16 protein-coding genes are annotated in these 16065 nt (G+C 65.3%); 8 read left to right on the forward strand and 8 right to left on the reverse strand.

All coding sequences use genetic code 11. The annotated features are described in order from the left end of the window. Positions 1–82 precede the first annotated feature (82 nt). On the reverse strand, positions 83–691 hold the full coding sequence (phaR, locus tag ACM9HJ_RS30445) for a polyhydroxyalkanoate synthesis repressor PhaR (protein ID WP_416575566.1): 609 nt from the start codon (positions 689–691) through the stop codon (positions 83–85). Between the two features lie 191 nt (positions 692–882). On the opposite strand from phaR, the gene ACM9HJ_RS30450 reads away from it, so the two are divergent. From ACM9HJ_RS30450 to ACM9HJ_RS30470, 5 genes are all read left to right on the forward strand, one after another. Continuing rightward, positions 883–1395: a hypothetical protein gene (locus ACM9HJ_RS30450; RefSeq protein ID WP_416575567.1), complete on the forward strand. Its 513-nt coding sequence runs from the start codon at positions 883–885 to the stop codon at positions 1393–1395. A 55-nt stretch (positions 1396–1450) separates the two neighbouring features. Continuing rightward, entirely contained in the window at positions 1451–2473 is a 1023-nt protein-coding gene (locus ACM9HJ_RS30455) for an alpha/beta fold hydrolase (RefSeq protein ID WP_416575568.1), read from the forward strand. Positions 2474–2665: 192 nt separating this feature from the next. After that, positions 2666–3916 carry a murein hydrolase activator EnvC family protein gene (locus ACM9HJ_RS30460; protein ID WP_416575569.1) on the forward strand — a complete coding sequence of 417 codons (1251 nt, stop codon included), beginning with the start codon at positions 2666–2668 and terminating at the stop codon, positions 3914–3916. A 2-nt stretch (positions 3917–3918) separates the two neighbouring features. Further along, on the forward strand, positions 3919–5310 hold the full coding sequence (locus ACM9HJ_RS30465) for a S41 family peptidase (RefSeq protein WP_416575570.1): 1392 nt from the start codon (positions 3919–3921) through the stop codon (positions 5308–5310). 93 nt (positions 5311–5403) lie between these two features. After that, positions 5404–6672, forward strand: coding sequence for a divergent polysaccharide deacetylase family protein (locus ACM9HJ_RS30470; protein WP_416575571.1), 1269 nt, complete (start codon positions 5404–5406; stop codon positions 6670–6672). A 7-nt stretch (positions 6673–6679) separates the two neighbouring features. Here the strand turns inward: ACM9HJ_RS30470 and ACM9HJ_RS30475 are convergent, their stop codons facing one another. Continuing rightward, a complete protein-coding gene (locus ACM9HJ_RS30475; RefSeq protein WP_416575572.1) occupies positions 6680–6898 on the reverse strand; it encodes a DUF4287 domain-containing protein in 219 nt (72 codons plus the stop codon). 28 nt (positions 6899–6926) lie between these two features. Further along, positions 6927–7277: a hypothetical protein gene (locus ACM9HJ_RS30480; RefSeq protein WP_416575573.1), complete on the reverse strand. Its 351-nt coding sequence runs from the start codon at positions 7275–7277 to the stop codon at positions 6927–6929. 219 nt (positions 7278–7496) lie between these two features. Here ACM9HJ_RS30480 and ACM9HJ_RS30485 point away from each other — a divergent pair, with 219 nt between their 5' ends. Continuing rightward, positions 7497–9395, forward strand: coding sequence for a propionyl-CoA synthetase (locus tag ACM9HJ_RS30485; RefSeq protein WP_416575574.1), 1899 nt, complete (start codon positions 7497–7499; stop codon positions 9393–9395). Positions 9396–9646: 251 nt separating this feature from the next. Here the strand turns inward: ACM9HJ_RS30485 and ACM9HJ_RS30490 are convergent, their stop codons facing one another. Beyond that, positions 9647–10117, reverse strand: a complete 471-nt coding sequence (locus ACM9HJ_RS30490) for an Hsp20 family protein (RefSeq protein ID WP_416575575.1) — start codon at positions 10115–10117, stop codon at positions 9647–9649. Positions 10118–10403: 286 nt separating this feature from the next. Here ACM9HJ_RS30490 and ACM9HJ_RS30495 point away from each other — a divergent pair, with 286 nt between their 5' ends. Then, entirely contained in the window at positions 10404–10805 is a 402-nt protein-coding gene (locus ACM9HJ_RS30495) for a DUF1465 family protein (RefSeq protein ID WP_416575576.1), read from the forward strand. A gap of 47 nt (positions 10806–10852) precedes the next feature. Here the strand turns inward: ACM9HJ_RS30495 and ACM9HJ_RS30500 are convergent, their stop codons facing one another. The 4 genes from ACM9HJ_RS30500 to ACM9HJ_RS30515 all read right to left on the reverse strand — a co-directional run bounded on the left by ACM9HJ_RS30500 (position 10853) and on the right by ACM9HJ_RS30515 (position 14461). Then, the gene (locus ACM9HJ_RS30500; protein WP_416575577.1) at positions 10853–11590 is read right to left on the reverse strand and encodes a protein phosphatase CheZ; all 738 of its coding nucleotides are present in this window, start codon (positions 11588–11590) and stop codon (positions 10853–10855) included. Positions 11591–11840: 250 nt separating this feature from the next. Further along, positions 11841–12704, reverse strand: a complete 864-nt coding sequence (locus ACM9HJ_RS30505) for a 23S rRNA (adenine(2030)-N(6))-methyltransferase RlmJ (protein ID WP_416575578.1) — start codon at positions 12702–12704, stop codon at positions 11841–11843. 1 nt (position 12705) lies between these two features. Further along, positions 12706–13647: a DMT family transporter gene (locus ACM9HJ_RS30510; protein ID WP_416575579.1), complete on the reverse strand. Its 942-nt coding sequence runs from the start codon at positions 13645–13647 to the stop codon at positions 12706–12708. Positions 13648–13795: 148 nt separating this feature from the next. Further along, positions 13796–14461, reverse strand: coding sequence for a transglycosylase SLT domain-containing protein (locus ACM9HJ_RS30515; protein WP_416575580.1), 666 nt, complete (start codon positions 14459–14461; stop codon positions 13796–13798). 327 nt (positions 14462–14788) lie between these two features. Here ACM9HJ_RS30515 and ACM9HJ_RS30520 point away from each other — a divergent pair. Continuing rightward, positions 14789–16065 (forward strand): methyltransferase domain-containing protein (locus tag ACM9HJ_RS30520; protein WP_416575581.1); only part of this gene is annotated, 1277 nt, incomplete at its 3' end.

Below are 16065 nucleotides of genomic sequence, written 5' to 3' on the forward strand. Positions count from 1 at the left end.
GTTTGTTCGGCAAATGCAAAAAAAGGGGGCGCCCCGGCTGGGACGCCCCCTTTTTTCAATTCCGACCGGGGAAAATCCGACCTCAGTCCTTGCGCTTGGTCAGGCTTTCCATCTGGGTCTGCAGCTCGTCCAAGCGCTTCTGCAATTCGGAGAACTTGTCCTCCGCCTTGGGCTTGACCTCCGGCGTGGCGGCGGGCGCCGCCACATCGGCGCCGCCGACATTTTCCGGGTTGAACGGGCTGAACATGCGCATGGCGCGTTCGAACAGGGCGATGTTCTGCTTGCTCATCTCCTCGAACCCGCCGAAGGGGAACATGCCCCCGAACGTGTTCTGGAAATAATCCTTCATCTTGTCCTGGTTGCCCGTGAAGGACTTCATCGAGTGTTCCAGGTAACGCGGCACCAGCCACTGCATATTGTCGCCATAGAAGCTGATCAGCTGGCGCAGGAACGGAATGGGCAGCAGGTTCTGGCCTTTCGATTCCTCTTCCACGATGATCTGCGTCAGAACGGAGCGGGTGATGTCATCCCCCGTCTTCGCGTCATAGACGACGAAATCCGTGCCGTCCTTCACCATCTGGCAGAGATGGTCAAGGGTTACGTAGCTGCTGGTCGCCGTGTTGTACAGACGGCGGTTGGCGTACTTCTTGATGGTGACCGGTGCAGGCTTGGTATCTTCTTTTTCAGCCATTTGGCGTCGCTTCCCCCGGACGAATGCTGCGAACCGTTATATCAAGGAGTACGTCATTACGCGGTCGCAGCGCAAGCCTTCCGCAATGCCGAACGTTGAAAGCGTAACTATTGTTCTGCGCCCACACCGGTATGATCTATGCTGAAGGGAAGGCGGGCCGTCCGGCACCCGCCCGTTGGAGCAGGATGGAGATGGTGAGCGAACGCGAAGAACCGCCCGCGATGGAGGATCTGGCCAGGCGCTACCTTGATCTGTGGCAGGACCAGTGGGCGGCGGTCTGCGCCGACCCGTCGGTGGCCGACAGCATGGCGCGGACCATGACCGCCTTCGGACAGACGGCGCTGACGATCAATGGCATGTTGGAACAGACCCTGGGATCGGCCGCAGCCGCGAACCCCTGGGCGGAGATGATGAAGTCGCTGTGGCCCTTGGCGGCGGCGGCGAAGGGGACGCAAGCCCATGACGAACGCCCGAACGCGCCCGGAACCCCCGGGACCCAAGCCGCTGCGCCAGGGGCCGCGCCCGCTGGGCCTGCATCTGGGGATGGGGATGGCGATATTGCTGAGCTCGCCGGCCGCATTGCCGCTCTTGAACGGGAACTGGCCGCATTGGCACCCGACGGTGCGCCAGACAGCAGAAAATCTGCGCCGCGACCTGCGCCTGCGCCTGGGCGCAAGCGAAAGCCAACCGCCAAGCCCACCTGACGCACCGCTGGGCACGGAGGCCTTCGCACCCTTCGCGATTGCGGCGGATCGGGAGATGCGGCGGCGACTCGACCGGTTCCTGACGGGGCTGGAACGGTACCGCCACCATCCCTATCAACGGGATATCGAGGATGCGCCCACCGTCTGGCAGGAGGGGGCGACGCGGCTGCTGGAGGTTGGTGGTACCGGCAAGCCGGTGCTGTTCGTGCCGTCGCTGGTCAATCGCGGCTATATCCTGGACCTGTCCTGGCGCAAGAGCCTGCTGCGCTGGCTGGGCGGGCAGGGGGGCGATGCCGGCGGTGGCGGGGGCATCCGGCCTTTCCTGCTGGAATGGGGCTATCCGGGGGCGGTGGAACGCGGGTTCAGCCTGTCGGATGTGGTGGCTGGCCGCCTGGTTCGCGCGTTGGAGGCGACATGCGCCCGCGCCGGCAGTCCGGTGACGCTGGTGGGATATTGCATGGGCGGGCTGCTGGCCTTGGGCGCCGCGCTGCGCCGGCCCGATCTGGTGTCGGGTTACGTGGCGCTGGCCACGCCGTGGGATTTCCATGCCGACGATGCGGCGGCGGCGCAGCGCACGGCGGCCCTGATCACGCCCTTCGATCCGGTGATGCGTATCCTGGGCGAACTGCCCGTGGACGGGGTGCAGACCCTGTTCGCCACGCTTGACCCGCTGCTGGCCTATAAGAAGTTCAGCCGTTTCGCCACGCTGGATATGGCCACGGACGAGGCCGACGATTTCGTGGCTTTGGAGGATTGGCTGAATGACGGGGTTACCCTGCCTGCATCCATCGCACGTGAATGCCTGACCGGCTGGTATGGGGAGAATACGGCCGGAAAGGGTGAATGGCGCGTGGCCGACACGCCCGTACGTCCGGCGGACTTGCGGTGCCCGTCGCTGGTCATCGTGCCGGCGCGCGACCGTATCGTACCGCCGGCATCGGCCGCGGCGCTGGGCACGGCCTTGCCGGGGGCCACGGTCTGGCAACCCTCGCTCGGCCATATCGGCATGGTGGTCAGCGGTGGAGCCAAGGCGAAGGTCTGGGCGCCGTTGCGCGACTGGCTGCTGGGCACTCGGTGACCATTATTACCCAAACGGGGCAAGGCTTTACGTTTATATCCGTCGGTCCATGTCGCAGCCCATCGACGGCGGGGCAGCTTGCCCTTACACTGGCGCCATGGTGAAGGATGGTTGCCCGACTATGTTTGATATCAAACGGTTGGGCGACGTTTTTCATGTGGAATACAGCTTCGATTCGGGAAATATCCGTCCTTGAACCTGCGCCGTCGCCCTGTTGTCCCCTTGCTGCTGCTGCCGGCCCTGCTGGCGGCACCCGTATTGGCGCAGGAGAAGAAGCCCGATCCGGCCAAGCAATTGCAGCAGGTGGAAAAGGACCTGAAGCAGGCGGACAAGACCAAGGCCGACCTGGACGCCAAGGCGGAGGGCCTGGAAAAGGAACTGGCCGACCTGCGCGCCCGCGCCATCGATGCCGCGGCGCAGCAGCGTACCCAGGCCGACGAACTGGCCCGCCTGGAAGGCGCCCTCGGCGACCTGGGCGAGGAGGAGAAGGCGCGGCTGGACAAGATCGAGGCCGACCGGGCGGCCCTGGCCGACCTGCTGGGCGCGTTGCAGCGCCTGTCGCGCCTGCCGCCGGACACGATGATCGCCGCCCCGCAATCGCCCAGCGACACGGTGAAAAGCGCCCTGCTGCTGCGTTCCGCTGTGCCGGAGCTGAAGACGCGGGCCGATGCACTGTCCCGGGAGTTGCAGGGGCTGGTCGATCTGCGCCGGCAGTTGGCGGAACAGAAGGACAAGGCGGCACGGGCGGCGGAAAGCCTGACCCTGCGCCAGAAGGATCTGGCCGGCCTGGTGGCGCGGCGTGAGGAGCTGTCGAAAAGTACCGATAGCGAGCGCACGAGGCTGGCCACCCAGGTGGCGGCCCTGGCCGACCGGGCCGGCGATTTGAAGGACCTGATCGAGAAGCTGGAGGCCGAGCGCAAGGCCGAGGCGGCGCGCAAGGCGGAAGCCGAACGCCGCCGTCTGGCCCAGGTGGAGGCCCAGCGCGAACAGCGGGCGCGCGACAAGGTGGCGGGCCTGAAGCGCGCCCCGGCGGAGCCACAATCGGCCGGCATCCTGGGCGGCATGGTGGCCCCGGTGTCGGGCAAGATCACCCAGCGCTACGGCACGGTGGACGCGGTGGGCGCCACCAGCCGGGGCCTGACCTATAGCGGCCGGGCCGGGGGGCCGGTCGTGGCGCCGGCCGACGGGTCGGTGATGTTCGCGGGACCGTTCAAGGGGTACGGGCTTCTCTTGATCCTTGAACATGCCAACGGATATCATTCCCTTCTGTCCGGCCTGGGTCGCATCGACGCCCAGGTGGGACAGCGTGTGCTGGGCGGGGAGCCGGTGGGACTTCTGTCGGGGGATGGGGACCCGACTTTGTATTACGAGCTGCGGCGGGGTGGTCAGCCTGTCAACCCCGCGCGCGGCCTTGCAGCTTCCGACGGCAAAGGACAAGGTTGATCATGAACAAGCTGTTCTCCACTGCCGCGATCGCGGCCCTGCTGGCTTTTACCGCCCCCCTCGGCGTGACGGCCACCGCCCAAGCGCGTGAGCCGCTGAAGTCGGAAACCTACAAGCAGCTGGACCTGTTCGCCGACGTGTTCGAGCGGGTGCGGTCGGAATATGTGGAGGAGGTGACGGACGAGCAGCTGATCGAAGCGGCCATTGACGGTATGTTGACCTCGCTCGACCCGCATTCCTCCTACCTGAACAAGAAGAATTTCGCCGATATGCGGGTGCAGACCCGTGGCGAGTTCGGTGGCCTGGGCATCGAGGTGACGACGGAGAACGGCTTCGTCAAGGTCATCTCCCCCATGGATGAGACGCCCGCCGCCCGCGCCGGCGTGCAGCCCGGCGACTATATCACCCACCTGAATGACGAACAGATCGTCGGCCTGACCCTGAACGAGGCGGTGGAGAAGATGCGCGGCCCCGTGGGCAGCGATCTGAAGGTCACCATCCGCCGCGCCAATGTGGCGGAGCCGATCCAGCTGACCCTGACCCGCGCCAATATCAAGGTGCAGTCTGTCCGCTTCCGGGCGGAGGATAATGTCGGCTATATCCGCATCTCCAGTTTCAACGAGCAGACGCAGCCCGGCCTGGACAAGGCCATGGCCAAGCTGAAGGAACAGCTGGGGCCCAAGCTGATCGGCTATGTGCTGGACATGCGCAACAATCCCGGTGGTCTGCTGGACCAGGCGGTGTCGGTGTCCGACACGTTCCTGGACAAGGGGCGCGAGATCGTGTCGACGCGCGGGCGCGGCGGCAAGGAAGGCGACCGCTATACCGCCAAGGCCGGTGATGCGGCCGATGGCCTGCCTGTGGTCGTGCTGATCAATGGCGGTTCGGCGTCGGCGTCGGAGATCGTGGCCGGCGCGCTGCAGGATCATAAGCGCGCCATCGTGCTGGGCACGCAGAGCTTCGGCAAGGGGTCGGTGCAGACCATCATCCCGTTGCAGGGCCAGCAGAGCGCCATGCGCCTGACCACCTCGCGCTATTACACCCCGTCGGGTAAGTCGATCCAGCAGCTGGGCATCACCCCGGATATCGAGGTGCAGCCCGCCAAGATCGAGGAACTGGCCGCCGCCGGTCAGCGCCGGCGTGAGGCCGACCTGCCCAACGCCCTGCGCAATACCGACCAGGGCGCCAAGCCGAACCCCAACCCGTCCGGCCCGGCACCGGGCGCGCCCGCCACGCCGACCCCGACGCCGGGTCCGACCTCTGCCGCACCCGCACCGACGCCGGTCGCCGCCAATGGCAACCCGGATACGCCGCCGGTGGATTACCAGCTGGCCCGCGCCGTGGATTTGCTGCGCGGCGTGTCGATGTTCAACCAGCCCAAGCACACCAACTAACAGAGGCTAAGCACCCGCACCGTGGCCTTGTTCCCGCTCGCCAGGAAGAAAAAACCGGAAGCCGACCCGACAACGGACGGCGGGAGCGCCGCCGTGCTGGCTTCCCGCCTGGGGGCCAAGCGTGTCTCCAAACCGCATGAGCGCGGCACAGCCAAGAAGGACGGCAAACGCTGGTCCTTCGGCCGCAAGGGGGGCAAGGCCAAGGGTGCGGATGTGGGCGGCGACATGGATTTGTCGCTGTTGGCCGATGGTGACGAGGGGCATGATTTCGCCGATCTTGCCGGATCGCCCGCCAAGGAATCGAAGAAGAAGCGGGCCAAGCCGTCGCCGCCGGCCATTGCCGGCATGGTGCTCATCCTGGCCCTGGCCGGCACCGCCGGCTGGCTGGCGATCGAGGCGCCGGAGACCATGCATCGGCTGGACGCGGCCCGCAGCCTGGGGCGCGGCGTGCCGGTGGTGATGCCGGATGGCAGCCTGCGCTTCCCCGATGCGCCTGTGGCGGCACCGGAGGAAGAGGCCCCGCTGGACCCGGTGGACATGCCTGTGACCCTGATGCCGTCGCGCAATGACCAGCTGCTGGAACGGCTGCGCGTGGGCCGCGTGCCGCGCGTGGCGCCGGACGGTGCCGCCCCCTGGCAATATTACGCCCGTCCCTTCCCGCAGGATGACAAGCGCCCGCGCATCGCCATCGTGGTCACCGGCGTGGGCCAGGCCGATGCCGCCACGCATGAGGCCATCGACCGGCTGCCCGGCGCCGTCAGCTTCGCCTTCACCCCCACGGGCGACAATCTGCAGGCCAAGGTGGATGAGGCGCGGGCCAAGGGGCATGAGGTGCTGCTGTCCGTACCGATGCAGCCGCGGGGCTATCCCGCCAACGATCCCGGCCCCAACACGCTTCTGTCCAACCTGTCGGATGAGGAGAATGCGCGGCGGCTGGAGGCCAGCCTGGCCGCCTTCACCGGCTATGTCGGCGTCACGTCGAAGACCGACAGCGGCACCGACTTCCTGACCCAGCGTGAGAGCCTGCGCGGTGTGCTGTTGCAGGTGGAACGGCGCGGGCTGGTCTATCTGGACCTGTGGCAGGTATCCGGCAGCAAGGCCGCCGCCGTGGCCAAGGAACTGTCGCTACCCCGTGCGATCAGCGACTTGCAGATCGACCGCATTCCGTCCGGCATCGGCATCGATGCGCAACTGGCGCAGCTGGAACGGCTGGCCCAGGCCAATGGCGTGGCCGTGGGCTTCGCGGAAGTGACCAATCCGGTCAGCCTGGAGCGCCTGTCGGCCTGGTCGGCTGGCCTGCGCGATCGTGGTATCGTGCTGGCGCCGGTGACGGCGGTGGTGAACCGTCAGGCGGACCGCTGAACCAGGGTCAGTCGCGCTTGCCTTTGAGATAAGCCACGATAGCCATGGCATGCCCATGGCCCAGGTCGTATTCGGTCTTCAGCCAGTCGACCACCTGGCCGGCCTTGACACCCGCCTTCAACCCGGCCTCGTCCGCCAGGCCCTTGGCCATGGCTTCGGTGCGCAGATCGTCGGCGGACTTGCCGGTCTTGGCTTCGATATTGGTCAGATAGGCGTTGAAAGACATTGGCTTGCCTTCTGTGGACGGTGGGCGGTCACGCCCCCGGATTGTTCCCGATCATCATCGCCTTGGACACGATCAGCGCGATATTGTCGCCCTCGACCTCGATCGATTTGTTGGCGGTGCGGGGCAGGGGGATCTTCAGCTTGCGGCAGAAGACGATCAGCATGGCCGCTACCTCGTTCTCTTCCATCTCCACCTCGCGGTAGACGGACGAGCCCATGGCCTGCACCTTCACGCCCAGCACCAACGGATCGGCGCTGCGGATGATGATGGGGCCCAGAAGGCCCGGTGGCTGCTTGGCGGGAAACAGCTCGCGATAGGTCTTCAAGGCTTCCCGGATGGCTTCCGGAGAGAACATGATATGGCGGCTATCAACGATCATCGGGCAAGATGCTTCCGGTTAGGCAATGAATGGCACAAATGTCGCAGACCAAGGTCGGGGATGAAAGCACACGCACCTTACGGCTGATTTAAGCCCAGGATATGGCATGGCACGGACAGGCTCGTCTATCCCATTCGTACAGGTCCTTCTCCGGGTGGATGGGTATGGATACTGCGTCATGCGCACCACCAAAAGCAGAAAAATTTCGGGAGGGAACCAATGACCGGACACTATCCATCCATCCATGCCGGATCGCTGGCCGATCCGGTGGGGTTCTGGATGAACGCTGCCAGGGCCATCGATTGGGATACTTTCCCCACCACGATCCTGGATGACAGCGACAAGCCCTTCTATCGCTGGTATCGCGGCGGCAAGCTGAATATTTGCCATAACGCGCTGGACCGGCATGTAGCATCGGGCCGCGCTGCCCAAACCGCATTGATCTATGACAGCCCCGTCACCGGGGTGAAGCAGAGCCTGACCTACGCCGAACTGCTGGACAAGGTCGCGCATTTCGCCGGGGTGCTGCGTGATTTAGGTGCAACCCAGGGTGATCGGGTCATCATCTATATGCCGATGATCCCGGAGGCGGTGGTGGCCATGCTGGCCTGCGCCCGTATCGGTGCCGTACATTCCGTGGTGTTCGGCGGCTTCGCCCCGCATGAACTGGCCACCCGCATCAACGATGCCATGCCCAAGCTGATCCTGGCGGCCAGCTGCGGGGTGGAGGGGGCGAAGGTGCTGCCCTACAAGCCCATGCTGGACGCCGCCATCACACAGGCGACGCACAAGCCCGACCATTGTGTGATCTTCCAGCGCCCGCAGGTGACGGCCGACCTGTTCCCGGGCCGCGATGTGGACTGGGCCGAGGCGGCGGCGGTCGCGGTGCCGGCGGATTGCGTGTCCGTGGAGGCCACCGATCCGCTTTATGTGCTCTACACTTCCGGCACGACGGGCCAGCCCAAGGGCGTGGTGCGCGATACCGGTGGCTATGCCGTGGCCCTGAAATGGAGCATGGAACATTTCTACGGTGCGAAGCCGGGGGAGGTGTTCTGGGCCGCCAGCGATGTGGGCTGGGTCGTGGGGCATTCCTATATCGTCTATGGCCCGCTGCTGCATGGCTGCACCACCCTGGTCTATGAGGGCAAGCCGGTGGGCACGCCCGATGCCGGCGCCTTCTGGCGCGCCATCGCCGAACATAAGGTGACGGTGCAGTTCACCGCCCCCACGGCGTTCCGCGCCATCAAGCGGGAGGACCCGGAGGGGGAGCTGCTGCATCGCTATGACCTGTCCAGCCTACGCGCCCTGTTCCTGGCCGGTGAACGGTCGGACCCGGATACGCTGAACTGGGCGGAAACCCATCTGAAGGTGCCGGTGATCGATCATTGGTGGCAGACGGAGACCGGCTGGCCGGTGGCGGGCAATCCGTTGGGGATTGAGCTTCTGCCGGTTAAATATGGCAGCACCGCTGTCCCGCTGCCTGGCTGGGACATCCACGTGCTGGCACCGGATGGCAGCGAGGTGAAGCGTGGCGATATCGGCGCCATCGTCGCCAAGCTGCCGCTGCCGCCCGGTACGCTGCCGACCCTGTGGAACGCGCAGGAGAGATTCCACAAAAGCTACCTCGCGGACTTCCCCGGCTATTACAACACATCGGATGCCGGTTTCATCGACGCGGACGGCTATATCTTCGTCATGGCCCGCACCGACGACATCATCAATGTCGCCGGCCACCGCCTGTCCACCGGCGCGATGGAGGAGGTGCTGTCTGGTCATCCGGATGTGGCCGAATGCGCCGTGATCGGCGTGGCCGATGACCTGAAAGGCCAGCTGCCGCTGGGTTTCCTCGTGCTGAAGCGCGGGGTGGACCGCAGTCACGCCGATATCGTCAGGGAAGTGGTGAAGAAGGTGCGTGACGAGATCGGTCCCGTCGCCGCCTTCAAGCAGGCCATCGTCGTGGAACGGCTGCCCAAGACCAGGTCGGGCAAGATCCTGCGCGGCACCATGCAGAAGATCGCCGACAGCGAGCCTTGGAAGATGCCGGCCACCATTGACGATCCGGTGATCCTGGAGGAGATCGGCGAGGCGCTGAAAGGCGTGGGCTATGCGAAAGGTTGAAACCCCTACTGCGCTAATTCGGCAACAATCATGACGATTTCTTTACCGTCATCGTTGTCAGAGCGATAAGCACCGTTGACCATACACCCGCACCCCAATAGGGTCCGCTTGCTCGTTCGGCAGAGTTGAACGGGTGGGGCTTCAGGGAAACGGGTAAAAAACAGAGGGCCGCCAACGTAGCGGCCCTCTTTTTTATTTGGCATTCCGCCGTCGCGGCGGATGGCCCGAAAACAGTCAATCAGGCTGACGGTTTACGCCGCTTCCGCCGTGGTGGCGACGCCGGCCAGAGTCGGTGGGGTCAGGTTGCTGATCTGCACCGTACGGGGCTTCATCGCTTCCGGCACTTCGCGCACCAGCTCGATATGCAGCAGGCCGTTTTCCAGTGCCGCGTTGTTCACGCGGATATGGTCGGCCAGTTGGAAGCGGCGTTCGAAGGCGCGGCCGGCGATGCCGCGATGCAGGAAGGCGCCGCCCTGGCTTTCCTTGGCCTTGCCCTGGACGATCAGCAGGTTGGGATGGGCGGTGATTTCCAGATCACCCAGGCCGAAACCGGCAACCGCCATGGTGATGCGGTACTGGTCGTCGCCCAGCTTCTCAATATTGTAAGGGGGATAGGCGTTCTGGCTGCCATCCTCACCATTCAGTGCGCTTTCCAGCAGGCGCGTCACGCGGTCGAAGCCGACGGTGGAACGGAACAGCGGCGACAGGTCATAGCTACGCATTTGGTATCCTCCAGGAGCGATACGTTGGTCATCGGGGCTCCCGACATCGGCCAGCCCCTTGGTTTCGTGGAGTTTTCGACCCCGTCATCGGGCGTCGCCTCCACGCATCAAGAGTTAAGCAGGCCCCGAAGGCCCTTCAAGAGGGGCATTTCAAAAAAGTCACATGCCGCAGCGAATGGTCGCCAAAGCCACCACCTACTTTCGCCGCAATTGTCAGCGGGGATGGAAGGGGACACACTGATCGGATCGGGCGCCCAGCCTATGGGGTGCCGGGAAGGAACAGCGGGTGACGCAACCGACAGCCTTCTTCAACCGCGCCTATGACGAGACCATGGTTCTCCTGGTCGAGGCGCGGAACTATGTCGCCTATCAGGAGGTGGGGGACCAGCGTGGCCTGCCGCCCACCATGCGCCTGCAGGTCTCTTATGAAAGCATGCGGGTGACCAGCCGCCTGACCCAGGTCATGGCCTGGATGCTGGCGCAGAAGGCGGTGCATGCCGGCGAACTGACCCAGGCGCAGGCGGTGGGGGAGGATTACGCCCTGTCCGGTGGTGCCATCTGCGCCGACCCGTCGGGACCGGAAAACATGCTGCTGCCCTCGGCCCTGCGCTCCCTGCTGGAACGCAGCCACAGCCTCTATATGCGCACCACGCGCCTGGAGGAGATGGTGAAGCGCAACGTGGCGTGAGGTGGCTTGTCGCATACGGGCGAAGCCCGTATGCGACACATTGCAGATCAATCGAACAGCGCGTCGATGTCCGCCTGGGAGATGCTGGACGGCTTTTCTTCCGAGGGACCATGCAGAGCCAGGCCGTCATCATGCTTGGAGATGTCGGGCGGCAGGGGCATGGCCTCGAATTCCTTGGTGTTCCACACCGACATCATGCTGTCGATGCGTTCCTCGATGAAGGCCAGGGCCTGCACCACCTTGGTGATGCGCTGGCCGGTCAGATCCTGGAAGTTGCAGGCTTCGAAGATGCGCAGGGTGACGTCGTTCAAATCCTTCAGGCGGCTGTTCTGATAGCCTTCGGGCAATTGCGAACGCACCTCGTTGACAATGTCCTCCACCTCTTCGGCGGCGGTGATGATGGTGTTGGTCGCCGTTTCCGTGGCGCGCACCACGGCGGACAGTTGCTGGCTGGCCTCCATGAACGTGTCCTGGTTGGAAAGCGGGTGGCGCAGCGCCGCCATCTCCACCTTCGTGGCCTTGATGCGGCCGGCGATGTCGGAGATTTCGATCTGAATCTTTTCGATCTGGGTGTGATCGACGCTGAGGAACCGGTCCAGCTTGTTGCCCAGCGCGCCGATGGCCGCCATGACCTCGCTATTGTCCATCTCGACATGGATGGGGGCAGGGGGCGGGGGCGGCAGGCCCGGCGCGATGGCTACCGCAACCTCCCCGCCACGGGGAGAGGGCGCCTTCTTGGCCATCTGAATTTCCGCCATGAAGGGTCGCCGCGGCGTCTGCACCATTCCCATCTCTCCCCAATCCCCCGAAATGCGCACCTGTCCGAAAGAAGTCATACGATCGGGTGCGGTAAGCCTCCACTGTGACCGATGGCGCTCGCACCTGCAAGACGGGAACCATGACCAAAAGATGAAGGTGGGGAACTCTTTGCCGCCCCCTCAGGCGCCGGGCGCCGCCATCCGGCGGCTTGGCTACGCGCGCATGGGCGCGCGGGCGCTCGTACCGCGCCAACCCATCTGTGATCACAGATGGGTATCAGCCCAGCTTGCCGTTCTCGTCACGCAGCCACCGGCAGCCGAGGGGGCCGATTCCGGCCGCCAACCCGGTCTGCAGGGCGGGCAGCAACTCGTTCAGCGTCTCTTCCGTCCGCCAGGGCGGGTTCACCAGGATCAGGCCGGACCCGTTCAGCCGGTCGGAACGGTCATCGTCGGACCAGCACAGTTCCGCCGCCAGCATCTTCGGGATGCCCGTATCCTCCAGCATCTGGTGGAAGCGCCAGACGGCGGTGCGATCCTTCACCGGATACCAGAGCAGATACTGGCCCGTGGCCCAGCGGCGATGGGCCAGCGCCAAGGCCGCCACCATGCGCTCATATTCGTCCGGTGCCTCGAACGGCGGGTCGATGACCACCAGCCCGCGCCGCTCCTTGGGTGGCAGATGGGCCTTCAGCGACAGCCAGCCATCCATGTGATGGACGGCGATCTGACCATCCCCCTGGAACAGGGTGCGCAGGGTCTTCACATCCTCGACATGCAGTTCGGCCAGCACCAGCCGATCCCGTTCGCGCATCATCATGCGGGAGATCAGGGGGGAACCGGGATAGGTTTTCACCCCGTCCGCCCCCTCGTTCAGCTTGGCCAGCAGGTCCAGATAGGGTTTGGCCCCCTCGGGCAGGCGATCGGCACCGCCATCGGCCAATACACGGCGGATACCGCGCAGTGCCTCACCCGTGCGGGTCGCAGCCTGGTTGTCCAGGTCGTAACGGCCGATGCCGGCATGGGTGTCCAGTACGAAGAACGGTGCGTCCTTGGTCCCCAGGCGGTCCAGCAGCCAGGCCAGCACGGCGTGCTTCATGACGTCGGCGGCATTGCCGGCGTGGAAGATGTGGCGGTAATTCATCTCAATTGTTCTTCGTCGTGCTCTGTGCCGTGGTCGGCGCCGGTTTGCCCAGACGGGTTTCGCGCAGGGTGATGTAGACGCCGCTGCCGATGACGATCAAGGCTCCCAGTGCCACGGCCGGATGCGGCACCTCTCCCCAGATCACGAAACCATAGCCCGTGGCCCATAGCATGGCAGTGTAATCGAATGGTGCCACCACGGCCACGGGCGCACTGCGATAGGCGGTGGTCAGCAGGATCTGCGCAAGGCCACCGATCACGCCCAGCAACACCATCAACATGGCGTCATGGGCCGTGGGCATGACGAATTCCCGGCTCATCAGAATGGCCGACACCACCATGCCCGAGGCCATGAAATAGAACACGATTGTGGTGCTGGGCTCCGTCGATGACAGGCGGCGCACGGAGATCATGGCACAGGCGGCCAGGAAGGAGGAGCAGAGGCCCAAAAGGCTGCCCACCGCCTGTGGTCCGCCGGCCAGGATGCCCTCCACCAGGCTGGCGTCGGGGCGCAGGATGACCAGCACGCCGGAGAAGCCGATGATCAGGGCCAGGGTCCGCCGCCAGCGCACCTTTTCCCCCAGCACCAGCACGCCCAGCAACGTGGTCCAGAGCGGTGCGGTGAAGGCCAGGGCCGAGGCGTTGGCCAGCGGCAGCAGGGTGATGGCGGTGAAACCGCACAGCATGGAGATGACGCCGATCGCGCTGCGCGCCAGATGGCCCAGGGGCCGGCTGGTGCGCAGCGACATGATCCCGCCGGCCCGCCAGATCAGCGGCGTCAGTACCAGCATGGCGAACAGGGCGCGGCAGAAGATGATCTGGCTGATCGGATAGCGCCCACCCAGCCATTTGATGCTCGCATTCATGGCGCTGAACAAAGCCACCGCCGACAGGATCGACAGGATGGCACGGGCGACGGGCGGCAGATCGGCAAGGCGCGACATGGGGGACTTTTTCGGCTTCCATGAAGGAACCCGGCCATGGGTGCGCCAAACCATGCAGCAAAACCAGCCCGCCCTTCACATGGCAGGCATGGGCAAGCGCATTGATTCTATTTTAAAGATTTGATCTGCACGGGAAGCAGGGCACCGATCAGCCGACCGGCACGTCCTCATGCTTCTGGAAGGCCTTGCGGGTGCGCGGGCCGATGGAGGGCAGGTTGCTGGTATCGCACTTGCCCGTCGTGCTGATCAGGTCGGCACTGGCGGGAGCGCCCAGGCTGACCAGCTGGTTCTTGATCTTGCACTGATAGGCGGCGGCCTTGGTGCCCGAGGAACCATTATAGCGGGTCACGGCGGCGGCCCAGCTGCCCGTCTCGCGACGCAGGTCGATCAGGTACTTGGCGGCGTAGCGGACATTGGCTTCCGGATTCACGATCTTTTCGACCGGACGGAAGGCCTGCTTGTGATGGGCCAGCGAGAGCTGCATGCAGCCGGCATAGACCGAACCGCGCAGATTGCCCTTGTTGTCACGCAGATACGTGGCGGCTTCGGCTTCCGTACGGGGAATGACGACGCGGCCGCGGACATTCATGATGAAAGGGCTGGGCGTGCCGCCGCCGCCGCTTTCAACCAGCGACACGGCCATCAGGACGCCCTTGGGAATATTGAACTCCTTCTCCGCATCGACGATATGGTCCAGGCAACCGGCGCGGGCCGGTACAGCCAGGATCATCAGACCGATCAGGAAGGTGAAGGCGAGCAGCAGGCCGGAATCCTTCTGGGAGCGGGTGGCAACGCGGGATTGGCGCATCGTCATCTCAAACGTCCCCTCTGTTCCGGTCATCCGTGACGGGTTGCCCCGCCGGTTTGTCCCGCTTCGCGCGCGGGTCCTGCAATCAGGCCACCGTTACGACATGCGGTGGCCGCTCCCTACTGAGTCACCGGTTCATGCACCGGCCGCATAGCAATCACAGAATTGACGCATTGGGTCAACCAAGAATCGTTCCGATTGATGCGACTTTGTCACAGATCATCGGTTTTTTAGGCAATAGCCGCCTTTTCGGCCCCCTGCGGCTGGTGACGGGACGTGCTATAGGGCGGCAGCGGCGCCGTTGCGGAGCCGGAAGCACCAGGGATTCGCCCCATGTCCGATGCCATCACCCGTGCCTATGACCTGCTGGCTTCCCAGGATCGGGTCGGTGCCATCGCCCTTCTGCAGGGCGCTGAAGGGGCGGAGGTGGCGGGCCTTTTGGGTGAATTGCTGCTGGAAGAGGGGCAAGCGGCGGAGGCGGCCGATCATTTGTCACAGGCCGTCGCGGCGGAGCCGGACCGCATTCCCTGGCTGCGGGCGCTGGTGACGGCCCTGATGGATGCGGGGCGGGCGGCGGAAGCGCTGCCGCGTTGTCGCGACCTGCTGGCCCGCCGCCCCGATGATGCCGCCGGACAGGCGCACATGGCCCGGCTGCTGCTGGATGCGGGCGACCGGGAGGCCGCGCTGGCCCATGCGCGGGAGGCGCGGTTCCTGGCGCCCGGCGATCTGGGCGTGGGGATCGTGACGGCCGGCGTGCTGGTCGACGCCGATGAAGGGCTGCTGGCGGTGGAACTGCTGGATGCCGCCCTGCGCCAGGCGCACCCGGCCGATCCGGAACAGCCGGGGGCACGGGTGGCGCTGGGCCGGGCTTGGCTGCATCTGGGAGAGCCGGAAAAGGCGGCCAGGGAATGGCAGGCGGCACTGGAACTGGACGCGGCGGACCCGGCCGGTGCGGCGGCGCTGCTGGCCGGGCTGGCGGCGGCGGGGCAGCAGACCAGCCTGCCGCCGGCTTTCGTGCGCGCCCTGTTCGATACCTATGCCGACCGGTTCGACAAGGAACTGGTGGTCAAGCTGCGTTATGACGCGCCGCAGGCGCTGCGGCAACTGCTGGTGGACAAGGATATCGCGGCAGGCGGACGGGTGCTGGATGCCGGCTGCGGCACCGGGTTGGCGGGGCTGGCCGTGCGCGACCGGGCGGGATATCTGGCCGGGTTCGACCTGTCGCCGCGCATGGTGGACAAGGCGAAGACCCGCGACCTCTATGATGCGCTGTGGGTGGGTGAACTGGTGGAGAGCATGGCGGAACGGCCGGGCGCCTTCGATCTGGTGCTGGCCGCCGACGTGCTGGTCTATGTCGGCGATCTGGGGCCGGTGATGGCAGCAGCAGCCCGCACCCTGGTCCCCGGCGGGCATTTCGCCTTCACCTGCGAGCGGGCGGCCTGCGACGGATTCGCATTGCATGAGGGAAGGCGCTTCGCCCATGGCGAGGCGCATATAAAGGATGCCGTGGCGGCGGCGGGGTTGACCCTGACCCATCTGGCACACCATTCGACGCGCATCGACAGGGGCGTGCCCGTGCCGGGCTGGATCGCGTTGGCGGTGAAGAATGC

This window comes from Niveispirillum sp. KHB5.9 (assembly GCF_048066115.1).
Classification (GTDB): domain Bacteria; phylum Pseudomonadota; class Alphaproteobacteria; order Azospirillales; family Azospirillaceae; genus Niveispirillum.